20 protein-coding genes are annotated in these 17,403 nt (G+C 44.3%); 19 read left to right on the forward strand and 1 reads right to left on the reverse strand.

Translation table 11 applies throughout. The features are described 5' to 3' along the window. Positions 1–201: 201 nt before the first annotated feature. Positions 202–507 (reverse strand): helix-turn-helix domain-containing protein, encoded by a 306-nt coding sequence (locus HMPREF2794_RS03035; protein WP_070750851.1) that lies wholly within the window; start codon positions 505–507, stop codon positions 202–204. 112 nt (positions 508–619) lie between these two features. On the opposite strand from HMPREF2794_RS03035, the gene HMPREF2794_RS03040 reads away from it, so the two are divergent. The 19 genes from HMPREF2794_RS03040 to HMPREF2794_RS03130 all read left to right on the forward strand — a co-directional run bounded on the left by HMPREF2794_RS03040 (position 620) and on the right by HMPREF2794_RS03130 (position 17,330). After that, positions 620–871, forward strand: coding sequence for a helix-turn-helix domain-containing protein (locus HMPREF2794_RS03040; RefSeq protein ID WP_192910310.1), 252 nt, complete (start codon positions 620–622; stop codon positions 869–871). A 125-nt stretch (positions 872–996) separates the two neighbouring features. Then, positions 997–1,248 carry a hypothetical protein gene (locus HMPREF2794_RS03045; protein WP_070750855.1) on the forward strand — a complete coding sequence of 84 codons (252 nt, stop codon included), beginning with the start codon at positions 997–999 and terminating at the stop codon, positions 1,246–1,248. Between the two features lie 128 nt (positions 1,249–1,376). Continuing rightward, a complete protein-coding gene (locus HMPREF2794_RS03050; RefSeq protein WP_007478431.1) occupies positions 1,377–1,643 on the forward strand; it encodes a hypothetical protein in 267 nt (88 codons plus the stop codon). 198 nt (positions 1,644–1,841) lie between these two features. Beyond that, entirely contained in the window at positions 1,842–2,024 is a 183-nt protein-coding gene (locus HMPREF2794_RS03055; RefSeq protein ID WP_070750858.1) for a hypothetical protein, read from the forward strand. Between the two features lie 22 nt (positions 2,025–2,046). Continuing rightward, entirely contained in the window at positions 2,047–4,950 is a 2,904-nt protein-coding gene (locus HMPREF2794_RS03060) for a hypothetical protein (RefSeq protein WP_070750860.1), read from the forward strand. Beyond that, positions 4,947–5,261, forward strand: a complete 315-nt coding sequence (locus tag HMPREF2794_RS03065) for a hypothetical protein (protein WP_070750862.1) — start codon at positions 4,947–4,949, stop codon at positions 5,259–5,261. Before HMPREF2794_RS03060 ends, HMPREF2794_RS03065 begins: the two co-directional genes overlap by 4 nt. Before the next feature lie 591 nt (positions 5,262–5,852). Beyond that, a complete protein-coding gene (locus HMPREF2794_RS03070) occupies positions 5,853–6,341 on the forward strand; it encodes a hypothetical protein (protein ID WP_070750864.1) in 489 nt (162 codons plus the stop codon). Positions 6,342–6,428: 87 nt separating this feature from the next. Then, positions 6,429–6,863, forward strand: a complete 435-nt coding sequence (locus HMPREF2794_RS03075) for a hypothetical protein (protein WP_182424848.1) — start codon at positions 6,429–6,431, stop codon at positions 6,861–6,863. Positions 6,864–6,924: 61 nt separating this feature from the next. Further along, positions 6,925–7,791: a S49 family peptidase gene (locus HMPREF2794_RS03080; RefSeq protein WP_070750866.1), complete on the forward strand. Its 867-nt coding sequence runs from the start codon at positions 6,925–6,927 to the stop codon at positions 7,789–7,791. Between the two features lie 24 nt (positions 7,792–7,815). Beyond that, positions 7,816–10,020, forward strand: coding sequence for a hypothetical protein (locus HMPREF2794_RS03085; protein ID WP_070750868.1), 2,205 nt, complete (start codon positions 7,816–7,818; stop codon positions 10,018–10,020). Positions 10,021–10,078: 58 nt separating this feature from the next. After that, positions 10,079–10,885, forward strand: coding sequence for a hypothetical protein (locus HMPREF2794_RS03090; protein ID WP_070750870.1), 807 nt, complete (start codon positions 10,079–10,081; stop codon positions 10,883–10,885). Positions 10,886–10,999: 114 nt separating this feature from the next. Then, on the forward strand, positions 11,000–11,947 hold the full coding sequence (locus HMPREF2794_RS03095; RefSeq protein ID WP_070750872.1) for a hypothetical protein: 948 nt from the start codon (positions 11,000–11,002) through the stop codon (positions 11,945–11,947). Between the two features lie 156 nt (positions 11,948–12,103). Continuing rightward, positions 12,104–12,778 (forward strand): DNA-methyltransferase, encoded by a 675-nt coding sequence (locus HMPREF2794_RS03100; RefSeq protein ID WP_070750874.1) that lies wholly within the window; start codon positions 12,104–12,106, stop codon positions 12,776–12,778. After that, positions 12,753–13,097: a hypothetical protein gene (locus HMPREF2794_RS03105; RefSeq protein ID WP_055218023.1), complete on the forward strand. Its 345-nt coding sequence runs from the start codon at positions 12,753–12,755 to the stop codon at positions 13,095–13,097. The genes HMPREF2794_RS03100 and HMPREF2794_RS03105 overlap by 26 nt, the downstream gene beginning before the upstream one ends. Further along, the gene (locus tag HMPREF2794_RS03110; RefSeq protein ID WP_004325866.1) at positions 13,078–13,758 is read left to right on the forward strand and encodes a hypothetical protein; all 681 of its coding nucleotides are present in this window, start codon (positions 13,078–13,080) and stop codon (positions 13,756–13,758) included. Before HMPREF2794_RS03105 ends, HMPREF2794_RS03110 begins: the two co-directional genes overlap by 20 nt. Then, the gene (locus HMPREF2794_RS03115) at positions 13,718–15,439 is read left to right on the forward strand and encodes a hypothetical protein (protein WP_070750876.1); all 1,722 of its coding nucleotides are present in this window, start codon (positions 13,718–13,720) and stop codon (positions 15,437–15,439) included. The genes HMPREF2794_RS03110 and HMPREF2794_RS03115 overlap by 41 nt, the downstream gene beginning before the upstream one ends. Before the next feature lie 446 nt (positions 15,440–15,885). Next, positions 15,886–16,362, forward strand: a complete 477-nt coding sequence (locus HMPREF2794_RS03120) for a hypothetical protein (protein ID WP_070750879.1) — start codon at positions 15,886–15,888, stop codon at positions 16,360–16,362. Positions 16,363–16,728: 366 nt separating this feature from the next. Further along, positions 16,729–16,983 (forward strand): hypothetical protein, encoded by a 255-nt coding sequence (locus HMPREF2794_RS03125; RefSeq protein WP_070750881.1) that lies wholly within the window; start codon positions 16,729–16,731, stop codon positions 16,981–16,983. Next, a complete protein-coding gene (locus HMPREF2794_RS03130) occupies positions 16,980–17,330 on the forward strand; it encodes a hypothetical protein (RefSeq protein WP_070750883.1) in 351 nt (116 codons plus the stop codon). Before HMPREF2794_RS03125 ends, HMPREF2794_RS03130 begins: the two co-directional genes overlap by 4 nt. Positions 17,331–17,403 lie beyond the last annotated feature (73 nt).

The following is a 17,403-nucleotide window of genomic DNA, read 5'->3' on the forward strand; positions in this document are numbered from 1 at the left end:
AAAATGAAAATCCCTCAGGTTTTTACATTGATCCCGATTTTTTATAGCCTTTCGACTTTTTATAGAAAAAAAGAACTGATTATAACTTTTTTATAATCAGTTCTCAAAGTGATTCAAGTAACGTTCTTTAATCGCCTGATTATTAATTATTTGCATAATTGTATAGCCTACAATATGCCTACATTTCTTGTCTATTACAGGTTATTTCTTACTTAATAAGACTTGTATTAGACGTTCTTTCTCTTCAATTATTCTTTCTAAATCAGCTATTTTTGCATCTTTATCAAGTTCATTTGATTTTATCCCAGTTATGGGAATATTATCAAAGAATACACCTACAGGAACCTCTAAAACCTTTGCTATTGCCTCAATGGTTTTTGTATTCGTTGATCCATTCCTAACAATAGCCTGTATACTACTATCTTCTTTTCCTATGCGTGAAGCAAGTTCTCGTATAGTAATTTTCTTTAATTCACATAATTCTCTTATTAACAAGAAATTAGCCATATTATACCTTTGTTATAACTTTTATTAACGTGAATTTTATTCACCTGTGGTAAAAATAATTATATCTTTGCTATGTAAAGTTAATAATAAAGAGTATATTTATCATAAAAGTATGACGAAAAAAAAATTAAAAAGAAATGATGACGGCGAGAAACTAAGAATGTACCTTTTGAGTTTGCCGGTAAAAGAATCTTCTGAAATGTCCCTTAAATTGGCAGAAGCATGCAAAGTACCATTACATACCGTTCGTAATTGGCGGGGTAGTCATTGTCGTATTCCCGAACTTGCAAAAGATAAGATCGAGGAAGTAACAGGCGTGAAAATTTTCCATAGTGAAAATATTCTCCAAAAGAAAAGCGAATAAAAACCGGGGCGGCTTTTGTCGCTCCATAGAATAACCGCCGGAGTATGGAGATAACCCCGAAGGGCGAAAGCGGGTGTTATTGGTAGTTCGATGCTATCCTCCGGCACAAAAAAGCATAAATAATTATGTATGAAGGGTTAAAAGTAAATTTTTGGTTATGGCATATTGTAGGCGGTGTTTACGGATATAAAGAATTAATAAGACTTCCTCGAAAGCAAAAGAAAGCATTAAAGAAAAGTATTTTGCAGGATATTATTACAGTAGATAGAACCTATGTAAAAGAGTGTCCGCGGCCTAAGAAATTACCAACATTTAGTTATAAACAAATCAGTAATGAAGAAGAAAACAGTAACAATATTGGCGATAGCTCATTCTAAGAGAGTGTGTGATCCTCAACCTGAATTTATTGATCGAATGGAAGTTCGAAAGTTAGTAATAAACGCATATAGAGCTGGATATAATAAGGCGAAAACAGAAGAATCAACTAACTCATAACAAATTAGAAATGAAATCAACAATTACTACCCCCGATGAATTAACCACGCTACGAATAGAAGGTAGTAGTGGAACCTATAAAATATTCAGCAGTTTCCGCCCCATGGAATCCCCTGCGTTCGTGGATGCGGTAGACAGGAAGTATAATCTGGCGGAGATTAAGAATCTTTCCGGCGGAAAAGGTTATTTCCTGGTACACTTGAACAGAGAGCAGCAGGAAACCATACAGGAGGATTTAAACGCTATACTTTGCGATAGTGTACCGTGTCTTCTGTAAACTAAGACAATTTTAACGAAATGCCATGAAAGAAGACAGACGCCTAAGAAACCTACGTTATCAGATGCGGAAGAAAGGTTACCAGTTCGATACGAAGAACCTGGTGGCCATTATGCCTTCACATGACAAACGTTCCCTTCTCCAGGAAAGGAGATTAAGCAAATTCGGTTTTTCAATTCAGTATAACATGTTTGAACAATGAAAGATAAAAATTTAAAATACATCGCCCACGCTATTATCGTGGTTGCCTTTATGGGGCTGATTGCCTTTGTCATTTATTATACGGGTAAAACCGCTTTTCTTTGGCTGTTATTATTCGTTTTCCTGTATCAACCTTGGGGAGACTTGAAAACAGAACAGAAGGAAAATAACGAAAAATAAGTAACTACGTAACTTTATAACGATGATAAAGGCAGAAGACATCTACAAAGTAACCAACAACGGGCTGGATATAATTCTACATTATTATCCGCAAGCCCGGGATTGTGTCGGAACCAACCGCCATTTCAAACGCCGGCCGTCAGAAGACGACGCGTCGGCCTGTATCAAGCTATTCGGAAAGGAAGGTTCCCAGCAGGTTTATAAGGTAACGGATTTCGGCGATACCGGAACGGCTCAAAGCCCTGTCGATATCTGCATGTATGAGGAAGGCCTCCGGTTTAATGAGGCTATTCTTAAACTTGCGTCCATGTACAACGTAACCGATGAACTTAATCGTAACGTAAACAAGCCGGATATCCGTAAGGTTCCGGCCTCCCAGGATCAGAAAGACGGTACTAAAATTTTCGAGCTTGCCGATCATCTTACCCCGGAGCAGTTACGCATACTCGGCCCCCGTGTCACCCAAGAGAACGCCGAGGCCCTGCACTGGTATTCGGCCAAATATATAGGGTATGTAAAAAATCGCGAAGTAACTTATAAATACGCGACTGCGACATACCCTATCTTTATGCGCGAATGTCTGGTAAAACCGGCCGAAGGTGACACGCCCGAAGTGAAGTTCTATAAAATATACGAGCCTTTGAATCCAGACAAGCAGTGGCGTTTTTCCTACACCCCGGAAGGTGTCAAGCCGAAGGACTATATAAACGGCCTTTCCGAACTGAAAGCCTTATACCGTGAATTTAATTCCAGGGAAGAAGCCGCCTTTAAAAAGAATCCGGCCAATGCAGAAAAGCCCTATAAGGAGCAGAAGCTGCAGGAGGCGTTTATATGTTCCGGAGAGCGCGACGCCCTGTGCGTTAAATCGCTGGGCTTTTCTCCGGTCTGGTTTAATTCGGAATCGTACAAACTTTCCGAACAGGACTATAAAGAGATCATGAAATACGTTGAAGTTCTGTATAACATACCTGATATCGACACGACGGGCAGGGTGAAGGGTACGGAACTTGCACTACGCTTTATTGATATCCACACGATCTGGCTACCGGCCTGGCTTAACACTTACCGGGACCAGCGGGGCAAACCCCGTAAAGATTTCCGGGACTTTATGGAATTAAGAAGCAAGAACGAAGATTTTCGTAACCTTATGACGCTTGCCATGCCCGCCAAATTCTGGTATTCCAAGTTTAACGAGAAATCTCGGCAATGGGATCACAACATCGACGCGGACTGCCTTCACTACTTTTTACGTCTTAACGGTTTCTATTCGCTTCATGATGAAAATTCCAGTTCAACGAAATACATCCGTATTACCGGCAATATCGTAAAACTGATAAAGGCAAAGGATATCCGGAAGTTTATCCGCGGTTGGGCCCAGGATAGTTTTTTATCCCGCGATATAAGAAACCTTATTTTGAACAGCCCCAAACTATCAGATACAGCCCTGGACAATTTGCAGGAAATAGAACTGGACTTTACCAATTATACCCATAATACACAGATGTTCTTCTTTCCCGGTTGCAGCATGGAGGTAAGCGGTACCGGTATAAAGGAACATCCGGCCAACGGCAGCACATTATCCCACTACGTTTGGGAAGAAAACGTACTGAAACACAAAGTTCGTCTTATGGAAGACATGTTCACTATTTCCCGTAAAAAAGACATAGAGGGCAACGATGTGTTTGATATCCAGATAAATGCCGTTCCGTCTAACTTTTTCGGTTATGTAATCAATTCGAGCCGTGTTTACTGGCGTAAGGAGCTGGAATATAATTTCGATGATAAGAGCGTAGGAGAAGCGGAATCTTACCGGGAAAAACATAAATTCGATATCGAGGGGGAAGGCCTCACGGCGGAAGAAGTGGCCGAACAGAAAAAGAACCTTATCAATAAGATATTTACTATCGGTTATATGTTGCACCGGTATAAATCCCCTTCCCGTGCCTGGGCACCGCAGGCCATGGATAACAAGATCGGTGAAGACGGGGAATGTAACGGACGTTCGGGCAAATCATTCATGTTCAAGGCCCTTTCCTACTTTATGAAGACCGTCAAGCTTTCCGGCCGTAATCCTAAACTAATGGATAACCCGCACGTGTTCGACCAGGTGAACCAGCATACCGACTTTATTCTGGTGGATGATTGCGACCGGTATCTTAATACGGGCCTGTTTTACGATATCATCACGTCGGATATGACCGTGAACCCGAAGAACAACCAGTCGTTTACTATACCGTTCGAGGAATCGGCCAAGCTGGGATTTACAACCAATTACGTTCCTATTGATTTTGACCCGTCTACGGAAGCCCGTTTGCTGTACCTGGTATTCTCCGACTACTACCACCAGCGTACGGAAGATAACGACTACCGGGAAACGCGTTCTATCCGGGACGATTTCGGTAAGGATTTGTTTTCTAAGACGTATTCCGAAAACGAGTGGAACGCCGATATAAATTTCTTCTTGCAGTGCTGCCGTTTTTATCTTTCTCTTTGTGAGGAATCCGTTAAACTACTTCCGCCCATGGAAAACATTATCAGGCGTAAATACAAGGCCGATATGGGCAATAATTTCGAGGACTGGGCGAACTCTTATTTCTCTCCGGACAGCGAGCACCTGGACAGTTTTATCGTCCGTGAAAAGGCCTTCGCCGATTACAAAAGTTTTTCCGGTGTGAATAAAATTACGATGCAGCGTTTTACAAAAGCCCTCAAAGGCTTTGTGGCCCTTTGCCCTTACATTGACGAACTCAACCCGAAGGACCTTTGTAACTCCCAGGGGCGCATCGTCCGCAAGGATAACGACGGCAAGGCCGCCGACATGATTTATCTACGTTCGTGTAGTACGGCGGAACCGGCTGTCGGTGGTGAAACGGAACCGACCGATCCGACACTCATGTTTGTACCTGATGAACGACCGGAGGAATGAATAACGCGCATTTGAAATTAAACAGCATGTCCGAGTTTACCGCGCTCTGGAACAGTGGCGAGAGGTTCCGGAAATTCGCCGAACAGGTCTACCGCTATCTGGAGCGTATGAAACCCGGTACCGTCCTGGTGCTGGAACGCTATTCGGGCGAGCAGCTCGAATGGATCATCAAAACGGCCTGTGTTTTTATCCTGGAGGGCAACAACTCCCTGGAGTATGAATTTAACGAAGACTATACGGCCGTCGTGCACCGCCATGTGGACCCGGACGTAAAGAAATGGATTTTAAGCAGATGCAAACACCGTGTATAAGACGAACCGAAGCCGGTAAACTACGAAAAGAGGGACCAGATACGAAAGTGTCGGTCCCTCTTTTCGTATGGAAACAAAGGTGTCCGTTCGTCTTCCCTCCCCATACCCCACCTCTATTTCATACAAAATTTTAGTAACCTTGTAACCTTTGTTTGCTTGAAAGAAAAAAGTCTGAAAATCAAATAAATAAATAGGAAATAAAGGTTACGAAGTTGCAGTTACAAAACGGTTACAAACTTTTCCGGTTTGTAACACCGGCCTTTTTATCTTCTACCGGTAAGCCCGGTTACAAACTGTTTTCCTGCCATTTTTTTGTAACGGGAATTAGTAACGTTGCTAAGTTGCTAAGATACAATATCTTATCTTTAACGGTTGCCCGGTTACGAAATTACAAAAATTTAGTACCGGATTATATTAGAACAGCCTGGCGGAGAAAATGTCGGAGGCGTGGTGGCAAGGAAAGGCACATTATAATTATTCTCCCGGAGTATATTTATCAAAATGACGGCCGAAAGCCTACATTTTTCTGTAAATATCAGAACAACAGCGTATAAAGGGATATCTTTGTCTTTAAAAAGGAATGTTATTGTTATGATTACCACCCGAATACAGATTGAATCCTACCTGGCCGAGTACGTCCGGGGCAAATATTACGACGAAACGGTCGGTACCGTCCGTTTTCCTTCTTCGTCCGATATCTATGTGACTATTTACGATCTTATGGAGAAACGGCCGGTTAATTGTTCGGCTGACCGCGGCAATCTGGAGTTTATGCTGCCTGACCGCCGGGAGGCCAATTTTGCCGGCGGCAAGTCTCCGGAACAGTTTAATTACATTTCCGTACGTGGTACCGTCATTCTTGAAAAGCGTTTGCGTGCCCTGATGTGGGCCGAGCTGCACGAACTCATGGACGAAAACAAGCATCTGCGCGGAATCGAGTTTAAGGAAACCGTTTTTACCTTCCTGAAAAAGTATGATATATCTTCCATTCAGGAAGACGGGTTACTGAAAAACTACCAGCGGTGGCGGGACAGTTTCAGGCGTAAGAAGAAAAGGGCTTATAACCGAAAAAAAATGTAAAAAAGCAAGTTATTTTTTACCTACCAACTGTATCTGTTTGTCCTTTTTTGTCCGGTTTTTGGCTGAAAAACGTCCGAAAAATGCTGAATGTTTGATTATCAATACTTTATATCTGTAATTATGTCAAGAAAGTTAATATCCGCCGCCCATAGCCTGCAACTGGTTCCCGTTTACGACATTATTCATTTTGGCGTCGTGCGTTCGAAAGTCGTTATCCGCTCAATCGGAAAACCTGATATTCTTACGATCGTACCGGGAACCTTAAAACCAGGTGACAGCAAAAACGAAGACGTCTATACTAAAAAACATACCTTCAAACTTGCCGACGTGTCCCAAAATAAGACGCTTTATCTGGAAAACCTGAAAGCGACACCCTTTGTCGCTCTTTATATTGACGAAACGGGTAATACCCGTGTTTCCGGTTCTCCCGATTACCCGCTTACCTTTTCTTTTGAAATCGGCGGGGGGCTGTATAATTGTACCCTGTCCGGTACGGGTCCGGGCGTTGATGCGTTCCTGTAGGTTCCTTTCAGTCCTTCTCTACCTATTATATAGGCGTTTTCTTTGCCGTAAAAAAGAGAACGTGGACAAAATACAGGAGATTTTTACAGCACCTTGGGCAATCGCTGATAATGATTATTACCGGTTGCTTTCTTTACTTGTGCCGTGTGTTGCAGCTGGCAACCTGGATGCGATCGAAAAACGGCTTAACAATAATAAAATAACCGCTTACGCTACTACGCCTTACCTTGCCAACCGGTGGGAACTGGACGACGACACGCTGCCGGTTGACAGCGTGGCCGTCATTATCCTGGAAGGTACCTTGTATTCCTGGGAGACTTACCGCCTGGAAAAGCAGCTCCGGGATGTTTTCGATAATCCTAAGATTTGCGGTGCGGTACTCTGGATCAATGGGCCGGGCGGCATGGTCGCACATGTGGACCTGGCGGCTAAAATGATTGCCGAATCTTCCAAGCCTATAGCTACCTATGTGGCCGGTACCATGGGGAGTGCCCATTTCTGGCTGGGAACCGCCGCCGGTAGAACCTTTATCGCTTCCCCTATGTGTGAAGTCGGTTCCGTCGGGATCATGCTTACTTACCAATCTTTTAAGGAATATTTTAGGAAACAGGGCATTGATTACCGGGAAATCTATCCGGATAGTGCCGATCTGAAAAACTATGAAACCCGCGCGATTGAAAAAGAGAACAACGAAGAGCCTATAAAACAACGTCTGGCAGTCATGCACCGTATTTTCTGTGATGCGATCAGTCGGAATCTGGGTATTGCCTACGATCCGGAACTTCCCCTTTTCCGGGGACAGATATTCACCGGCGACGTAGCCGTGGCAAACGGTTATATAGACCAGTTCGGTACGCTGGAAGACGCTGTAAAGTGGGTACTGGCACAGGCCACCGTCAGAAAAGTAAATGAGATGTATAACATATAGTATTAACTTCAAAATTTTGTATATATGAAATTTAAGAGCTTTTCCGCTCACATTCTGGCCCTGCTGGGGCTGTCGGAATGGAGCAAGGTAGAGGACAAAAACTCTATCACGGTCGAGGAAGTGGCAAAACTGAAAAATTACGGTTTTACCGAAAAATTCCTCACGGACTTTAAAGCGTCCCTCGAAAACGATTTCCAGGACGAATCCGAAGACGGGAACCAGGGAGAGGAAACCGAGGAGCCTAAAACTACCGCTTTCCTTCGTGGTTTGTTGGGTGACACTGCGGCACGTCTGACACAAGCGCAGGAACAGCTTGAAGCCTTGCAGACGCAACAGCGTGACGAGAACCGGAACAACACCGCGTTAATTGCCAAGAAGGATGCCGAAATAACAAAGCTTTCCGGTATTATCGCTCAACTTTCGGCCGCTGCGGAAGATGATCCGGGCAAAGGGAAACAACACAACGCCCAGGCGGACGGTAAGGGGAAATTCAATCTCCAGGACGAAAAGCAGCTGGGGGGCTTGCAGGGTGAAATGTTCTCACTGGAGGATCGCCCGTATAACCTTCGCGCTAAAGCTGCGTTAATGGAGGCTGCCGGTTTTGAAATGATCGCTCTTCCGAAAGCAAGTTCCATTGACTACAGCCGTTTGAAGGAGGACCTCGGGGCCTTTTACCGTATTCCCTGGCAGCAGCGTTTGCAGTCGTTTTTAATGGAACTTCCTTCCATTGAAAGTATTTTCCCGCTTGAATCCGGTTATCAGGATTTGGCTACGCTGGTTAATATCTGGCTGGGTGAGTTTTCACAGGCCGGTAATGAGGAATCCGACTTCGATAAGGTGACTAAAGGTTCCTACGAGTTCGACGATGAAACCCTGCGCATGTTCAACGTGATGTTTGCACACCGTTTCAAAAATTTAAAGGCCCTGGAGAAAACCTGGATCGGCACTTTGAACAAGGAAGGTTCAAACCCTATCAAGTGGTCTTTTATCGAGTACATCCTGGCCGAAACCGCCAAAAAGTTGCATAACGAGCGTGAACAACGCCGTATTAACGGAATCCGTAAGGACCCGAATCTGAACGAACCCGGCAAAGCACTTGCTGCAGCCGACGGGCTGTATGAGTTCATCAGCAAGAAAGTGAACGGACATACCGATATCAATAACGGAAAACTCGTTTACCAGATCAAGCCGTTCGAGCTGGGAGAACTTACCGAAGCAAACATCGGTGAAAAAGTGTACAAAGGTACTTCCATGATCCCGGCGGTTCTTCGTGACAGCGGTAACCTGGCACTTTATATGCCTTCGCACTTTATTGTATTGTATCATAAATACAATGAACTGCATTACGGGCAGAACCAGGATTACAAGGCTAATATCATGTATGTAAAGGAATATCCGGCGGTGAAGATTATCCCGGTTCCCAATGCTGACAACCACCACCGTATCTTCTGGACGTTTGAAGGTAACATTAAAACCTACGAGGATAAGCCGGGTGAAATGACGGCTTTCAACTTGGAGCAGGAAGACTGGAGCCTGAAAGTCTGGAGTAACTGGCGTGAAAGTATCTGGGCTATTGCCGTGGGATTCAAGTACACCAAGAAAGAAGATATGGACTATACGCGCCAGATGATCTTCTGTAATGAGTATGACCGCCCGGCGTCTTACTTCGTGGATGCTGACAAGGACAAGAACCCGTCGGCCAAACTTCATACATCCATTGTTACCGTAGCCAATACAGCCGAATTTGCTATTACCGATATTGAAGACGCTCCGGTAGGTGCGGTTATTTCCCTGAAATGCGGAAGCGTGGATAAGGGTGTTAAGATCGAGAAAAGCGGAAACTTTGAACTTATTTCCGATGCCTGGCAGCCCGGTAAGGGGGACGTTATCAAACTGATGAAACGTGCCGACGGTAAATTTATCGAGATTGGTCGCGAAAACGCTTCTTCCGATGCGTTGCAGTTTGCGCCGGATGAAACGACACCTTCCTTGCTTGACGGTGAAGTATTCGTTACCGGTGTAAATACAAAAGCAACGGCAATCACTAACTTTACCGATGCAGAAGCCGGAATCGTTTACACGATTTACGGAAACGGTTCTGAAAATGCTTCTACCATTGCCAGCGGTGGAAACTTTGTTTTAACCGAAGCTATAACGCTTTCCGAAGGCAAGTTCATCAAATTGGCGAAAGCCGCTGACGGTAAATTCTACGAAGTGGCAAGAGGCTAAATTAATCGGAAGGGGTACTTTATCCCTTCCATTTTATAACCTTATAAATCATTAAGTTATGACATACTTAAAAGCAAGCGTAAGAAGGCCGGCCGGCAATCCCGGTAACGGTATTCAGCCCAAGGATCAGCTCGTAATTTACGACGTTGACGATATTCTTTCTTTTCCGCAGAGAAATGAGGCCGGCGTGGTTATTGAGGATGACATCGTAATGAAGGCGGGGCGTTATGCGATTGGTATTTACCTGACACCCGGTACCGCTGAAATCAGTTCCAACAGTGACGGGGAAACCGACGCCGAAGGTTATACGCCTTCCGTTAAGTTCAATCATCCCGGTAACGAACAGGAGATTCGCGAGTTTAAGACAAACTGGCTGTCTAAAAAATGTATCGTTGTGCTTCGTTATTGTAGTGGAAAGCCTGCCGATCTGATCGGAACGCCCTGTAACCCGTGTAAGTTATCCGTTTCTTATACCGGTTCCAATGAATCGAATACGAACGAACTTACTTTCACCCAGATCAGCAAGGGGGATGATATCGCCATTTACCGGGGTACCGACACCCTGGAAGAACCAGTGGCCGTAGTGGAAGCCGAGGCCACGGATATAGATTACCAAACGGACGGGCAGTACCAGCTTTCCGCAGGTGCGGCCAAAATAGCTGGTGTTACCGGTGGAAGTCATGGATCGGTAATTACCCTTATGGGATGTTCGGGCGTTGCGCCAACAGTGGAAAAAGGCGGTAATTTCCTTCTGAAAGGCGGTAAGACGTTTACCGCTTCCGAAGGTTCCCAACTGACATTGCGGGCGTTTAATGACGGTTCGGAGGCTATGAAATGGATTGAACAAAGCCGTTATGAGGCGTAAGTAAACGGCTTTCATATCATTCAAAGGGTGACCGGCAGCACATGCCCGGCCACCCTTTGTCCTTTTTGGGGGTAATTGCCTTTTTTTTCTTTGTATCATCAAATTTTATATAGTATGAAACAGGAAATTATTACCTATCTGGCCGGTCCGCGTAACTTTATTCAAGGCGTGGAACTGTACGAGAAATACGGTATCAACCGTATGCTAAAGAAGTCATTCCGCCGGCAGGGAGAAACGGAAACGATGAAGGCCATTCTTTTAGAGGAACTACGGAAACTGGCCGGGCTTTCCGAACGTGAATTTAAGACGATCCGGCGCAACTCCAAACAGCCGGCCGCGGTAAAAATGGAACCCGCCCGGCAGGAAACGGCCAAAACACCGGTAAAATACAGCGATGATTTGCTGCTGGAACTTGCCGAATCTTTCGGCGTCAGCGTGGAAGAACTCGTTTCGTCCGATTTCCGGGATAAGGTTCTTTCCATGGATGAAAATGCCGACCGTGTGGAAGAGCTGGAAGAGGAACTGGAAGAGGCGGAGAAACGATACAAGGCGGCTCCGGAAACCGTAACCAAAATGATACGTTTCCGCGAGAAATTTACCTTCCTGAACTCTCCGGATTGCCCCGACATTCTGAAAATACTTGTTTCCGACATGTTCACCGCATACGGGAAGTATAAGGAGGCTTTCGCCCGTCTGGAAGCTACGCCGGATGATGTCAGTTCATTTTCTACAGCACAGGAAGCGCAGGCGGTTGTGGAAAACTTCATTGCTAACCGCGAAATGTGGGACGAGCTGGAATATTACCGGGAAAACGGAAAGATTCTGGGTAAATGTGAGAAGGTAAAAAGTTTGTCCGTCCGTAAGGGTGTCGAGAACCTTTCGGATATCGACATACAAAAGGCACTGAATAACGCCCGTGCCAACCTTTCAAAGAACAAGGCGAAGTTGGAACAGGCCGGGGATGATGAGAAGAAGAAAGCGAGTGCCCTTTCACTGATCCAAAAGTGGGAGACTACACAAAAGGCCATAGAGGAAGAAATCGAGGCGCGAAAAAAAAAGTAGTTGAACTTATTGCCACTTTGACAGGAAAACGGCAACGGATCATGAAGGACCGGGGCCGTTTTTCTCACCCTTGCGACCGCTCGGAGCTGGGGCACCAGCTCAAGACATTAACCCTCCGGATAGAAAAAGAAGAAAGCCGGCTTAAACAACTTTCCAATGATAACAAACCAAATTTATAACGAGGATTGCCTGGAGGCGTTGAAACGTGTTCCGGACAATTCTGTGGATTGTATAATAACCGATCCGCCTTATTTCCTGGGAATGACACATAACGGGCAGAAAGGCAGTTTTAAAGATTTGTCTATCTGTAAACCCTTTTACCGAGATTTGTTTCAGGAGTTTAACCGGGTGAAGAAACCCGGTGCTTGCGTGTATTTTTTTACGGACTGGCGCGGATATGCTTTTTATTATCCGTTGTTTGACTTGTATTTAGGCGCGTCAAACATGCTCGTTTGGAATAAACAGTCGGGGCCGGGTAATCATTACGCCTTTATACATGAACTTATTTTGTTTCATTGTGGAAAGGGTGTTTCTATTGGTGCCACAAACATAATAGATAATATCCGTTCTTTTGCGTCCGGTGCTAAACTGGTAGAAGGTGAAAAGGTTCATCCCACGCAAAAACCGGTAGCGTTGATCCGTAAACTGATTGAAGACAGTACAAAACCGGGCGATCTGATCCTGGACACTTTCGGCGGTTCCAGTACTACGGCCGTGGCATCCATTGAAAGCGGCCGGAACTTTGTTTTAATGGAACAGGACGAAATTTATTATTTCACGGCACAGAAACGAATAAAAGATGCGTATGAACGATTTAACGGTGGTGGATAGTATTTACCTGGATGCGCAGCAAAAAGAGGATGTACGGCGTTTGTCTTCTTTAGGGTATTCCCCGAAAGACATAGCCGTTTCCCTGGGGCTTTCTCCGGAAAATGCCGGGCTTTTTGTCCGGGATGCGGAAACGGTGGGAACTTCTGTTAACTTCCTGATCCGGGAAGGGATTCTCGTAGCACGTGCCGCCCCTGAAATAAAACTCCATGAGGCGGCGGAAGGTGGAAACGTGGAAGCTATAAAACAGCTGGAGGCCGTACGGAAAAGACATACTTTTGAACGTTTAATCGAACAAATGGATGACGACGAATTTAATTAAGCCCTCACGAATAGACTTTGACAAGGTGGATATCAACCAGATTCAAAGGATTCTTTCTACCGGTACGCTGGAAGCACTCGCGCCCGATGAAAGGGAATATTACAGCCTTATGGAAATGGTACGGGGCCTTCGTGCCCGTATGCGTATAAATGGCAAGTTGGTGACAAAGGCCGGTATCATCCGCCTTTTAAAGTCGGAGCCTTACGGCCTTTCGGACTGGATGGCCCGCCAGGTGTACGCCGATAGTCTCAATTTCTTTTATACACAGGATAACGTACGCCCGCAGGCTTTCGCCAACCTGTATGCGGAAAAGGCCGAAAATTGGGCGAATACCGTCTTTCTTATGGGTAATGTAAAGGAGGCTAAGAACCTTCTGAAACTGGCGGCGGAACTTCGCGGATGTTATAAGGACCAACAGACCGAAATACCGGAGGAACTGCTTTCACAGAAAAGCACGGTTATTTATACTACCAGCCGTAAGGATCTGGGTGTTCCTGAAATCGACCGTAAGGAATTGGAAGAGTTTATCGACGCGATACCGGAAATTCCTGTTATTGTACGTGATAATATAAAAGAGGATGCGCGTATTAAAGCTTTTGATCTGAAAAAACGTATGTTGTATGATATCAAAGAGTTCGGGGAAGATAACGAAGGTGAGTAACGCCGATGATGTAGAAATAAAATACGGTCATATAATCCAGGTTCTGACGGACTGGGTCGATACTACTATCCTTGTATCTATTGACGGCCGCGGTATGGCTAAATCTACCGTTATACAAGCCAGGCGTTCCGCCCGGTGTGTGGAAGAAATGCCCGGCGGTGCGTTCGCTTTTGTTGCCAATACCTACAGTAACCTGGAAGATAATATAATGCCGGCCGTACAGAAGGGCTGGCAACTTATGGGCCTGATCGAAGGGGTACACTATGTAAAAGATACCCGCCCGCCTGAATCCTGGCGGCGTAAATGTTCGGTTATCGTAGATGATTACAAGCATGTTTATAGCTTCTGGAACGGATGTGTTATTTTCATGGGATCACTGGATAACCCTTCATTGCTTGCCGGAAAGTCTGTAATACATCTGTTTTATGATGAAGCGAAGTACGATAAGGAAATGAAAGTAAACCGCGCTATGCCTATTCTTCGCGGTGATGCGATCACTTACGGACATTCCCATTTGTTCCTGGGAATAACCATTACTACCGATATGCCGGATATCGACGAAAACGAGTACGACTGGTTTTTCCGGTATGTCAAGCAAATGGACCCGGAACGGATCATTAAGATAGTGCAGGCGGCAAGTGTACGTAATGACTTGATAATTTCCCTTTTACGGGAACAAAGAAAGAACAGGCCTTCCCCCTTGAAACTGAAACGTTTGAAGCGGGATATTGAATATTACGATCGTGCTTTGTTGAAGTTGAGAAAAGGGCAGACGTTCTTTCTTAACGCTTCTTCATTCGCTAACGTTGAGATACTTACGATAGAGTATTTAAAGCGGTTGTATAATGGTACGCTGGAGCTTCACGAATTTAAAAAGTCGGTGGTTGGTATGCGTCCCGGTCTTCGCAGGGATTTACGTTTCTATGTGTTGTTCGGTGAAGGACATAAGTATTATAACGGTACCATGTCCGGGGAAGCCGCTTACAGCTCGCGGGAACTCCGGTACTTGCACCATGATAAAGCGATTGAAGGCGGTATGGACTTTGGTAATATGCTTTCTTTGGTGATCGGTCAGCCGGACGGTGCTTATTACCGGGTACATAAGAACTTTTTTGAGATACCGCCGGGCTGGTTCCGGGAGATCGCCGACCAGTTCCTTACTTTCTTCCAGAACCATGAGTATAAAGAACTTGATTTGTATTATGACCGTGCAGGTAATAACTTTGAGAAGCAAAAGGAAGATTACGCGGGTAAGATAAAAGACGCCATAGAAAAAGACGGCAGCGGGAACCGTACCGGCTGGATCGTAAACCTGAAAAGCCGTAAACAGGCAGTTATCCGGCAGGATGCGGAATACGACTTTATGCAGGAACTTATGGGCGGTACCAACAAGAACCTGCCTATCCTGTTGGTTGATGCGTTGAATTGTAAAGAAATGGTTAGTTCCGTAGAAAAGGCAAAGGCAGAAATCAAATACCGGGGTAACTCTAAAGTAGTGTTCAAAGTGAAGAAGTCCGAAAAGCTGGCACCGAAAAAACTACCGATGTTATCCACCAACTTCTCCGACGCTTTCAAATACTTACTGATGCGCCCCGGCTGGATAGCTTTAGTACGAGGCAAGCGGACGCTGCAGGCCGATTCGTTTGTAGATCAATGGATAGAGAACAGGCACAAAAGGTAATTGCCTTGTAACGCTGGAAATTCGGTTTTCCGGCGTTTTTTGTGTTACCAGGTTACGGGTACCCCTTCCAAGAGGTCATATTTCACCTTTTAGGGGGAGGGCAACTGCTTTCCGACTTCTGAGCGGCTCGGTCTTCGGAAGGTGTCATTTTTTTAGTTTTTGAAAATTTCTCCGGTTTTTGACTGTTTTTCAGTCATTTATCTGCATTTAGGCCAAAATTTTACGCGAAAAAGCGCGTTTTTTATGCGTTTTTACTCGTTTTTTACCCGTTTTTGGGTGAATTACCGTGTATTTTGGGGCGGTTGCCTTTCGTTTTTGGGGATAATATTCTTTATAAATGTACATATTTAAGTATTTTTGCAACCGTCAAAATTACACTGCATATATAACCGTCAGAACTTACGGGTGGTACACACGAAAGTACACACTAATTTTAAGTTACTGATATGAAGCAATTATTATTAACTATCGTGTTGGCTGTTTTAGTAGTAGCAGCTACAGCACAAGAAACTCGAAAAACGTTTTGCCAAATTGTTGGTACCGGGAAAGTATTAAGTGCTAAGATACGCGTTCAAATTGATTTCGGGCAAAAGCGTTCTTATTGGAACCAGTATAAAAACTTTATGGTAGATGAAACTGGTAAGAGAATAGAGTTTTATTCTATGGTAGACGCTATGAATTATTTAGCTAAATTTAGGTGGAAATTTGAGCAGGCGTATGCTGTTACCGTGGGGGGAGAAAATGTGTATCATTGGTTATTAAGTAAAGATATAGTTTCTGATGATGAAATACGCGAAGGTATTATAACACAGAAAGATTTTGAAGACATGGAGAAAGAGGCTTTAAAGGCACAGGAAAACAATACCCCCAATAATGATAGCATTTTAGATACCGAGGAAGCTATAAGAAAGCGATACGAATAGTAAAATATAAATTAACGCTCGCCTATTTTGGCGGGCATTTTTTGTTACGAAGTAACGAATCGTAGAGTCGATAAATTTTCTTTTATGATAAACTTTTATTAACGTTTTTTTTTTTTTGTTCAGATTTTAATACCGACATTTGCCCCTGTCAAAATCATGTTGCTAATGCAACCCGTAGAGCTTCGGTTATTAGCTCGAATAAAAAACGGGCTTTTTTTAATGCCTGACGATTGTCTACTTTAAAATATTAGGCGGTTGCCTTTCCCTTTAAATTATTACCCGCTCTTCGGACGGTTAGCAATGTGGTTTTGACGAACTGGGGAAACGGTAACCGCCTTTCTCTTTTTAAGTCAAAACCACATTATTATGAAAAAAGAATTTCAAACTGGTACAAGCTATGTACCTTCGTTCCGTACTGGTAGCACGGACGTAAACACGATCCAACATCGTTATTTTCAGGAACTGAAAAAAGATTGTTCCGTAAATTCGGCCTCTGACGCTTATTACTTATCTGCTATCGCCTGGTTCTGCCTTACTTTTATCTTCCCTCCGGCTGTTATCGGTGCGGCTGTTTGTGTGTATCGGGCAAAGAAACTACAGAAGAAAGGAGGCCGAAAATGACATCTTATTTTATAGAGCTTAACGAGTATAAGCCACAGAATCGAAAATGTGCTGAAATGGCAGAGTTTGCAAACCAGTTTGGTAGTACGCTTTGCCCTGATAAGATTTCCTTTGATGCTTTTAAAACTGAACTGGAAGCAAAGGTAAAGGAGTTGAACGAGAAATACCCTAAAACAATGCCGCTGAAAATATCTTCCAGTAGCGGGTTTATTCATATAGACCAGGACACTAAAACACATAATAACGGCTGTGACAAGCCTGTAGCCTATTTTTTTATTTACCGGGTTAAAAGAATATATAGGTTTTCAGAACGCCCCCAGATAGAACAGAAAGGAGGTACCAAATGAAATATACTGAATATCAGCAGGTGTTACTTACCCAATTACAAAAGTAAGCATTCGATAAACTCCCCCTTTCATT

The organism is Bacteroides sp. HMSC067B03, assembly GCF_001811315.1.
In the GTDB taxonomy this organism is placed as follows: Bacteria; Bacteroidota; Bacteroidia; order Bacteroidales; family Bacteroidaceae; genus Bacteroides; species Bacteroides faecis.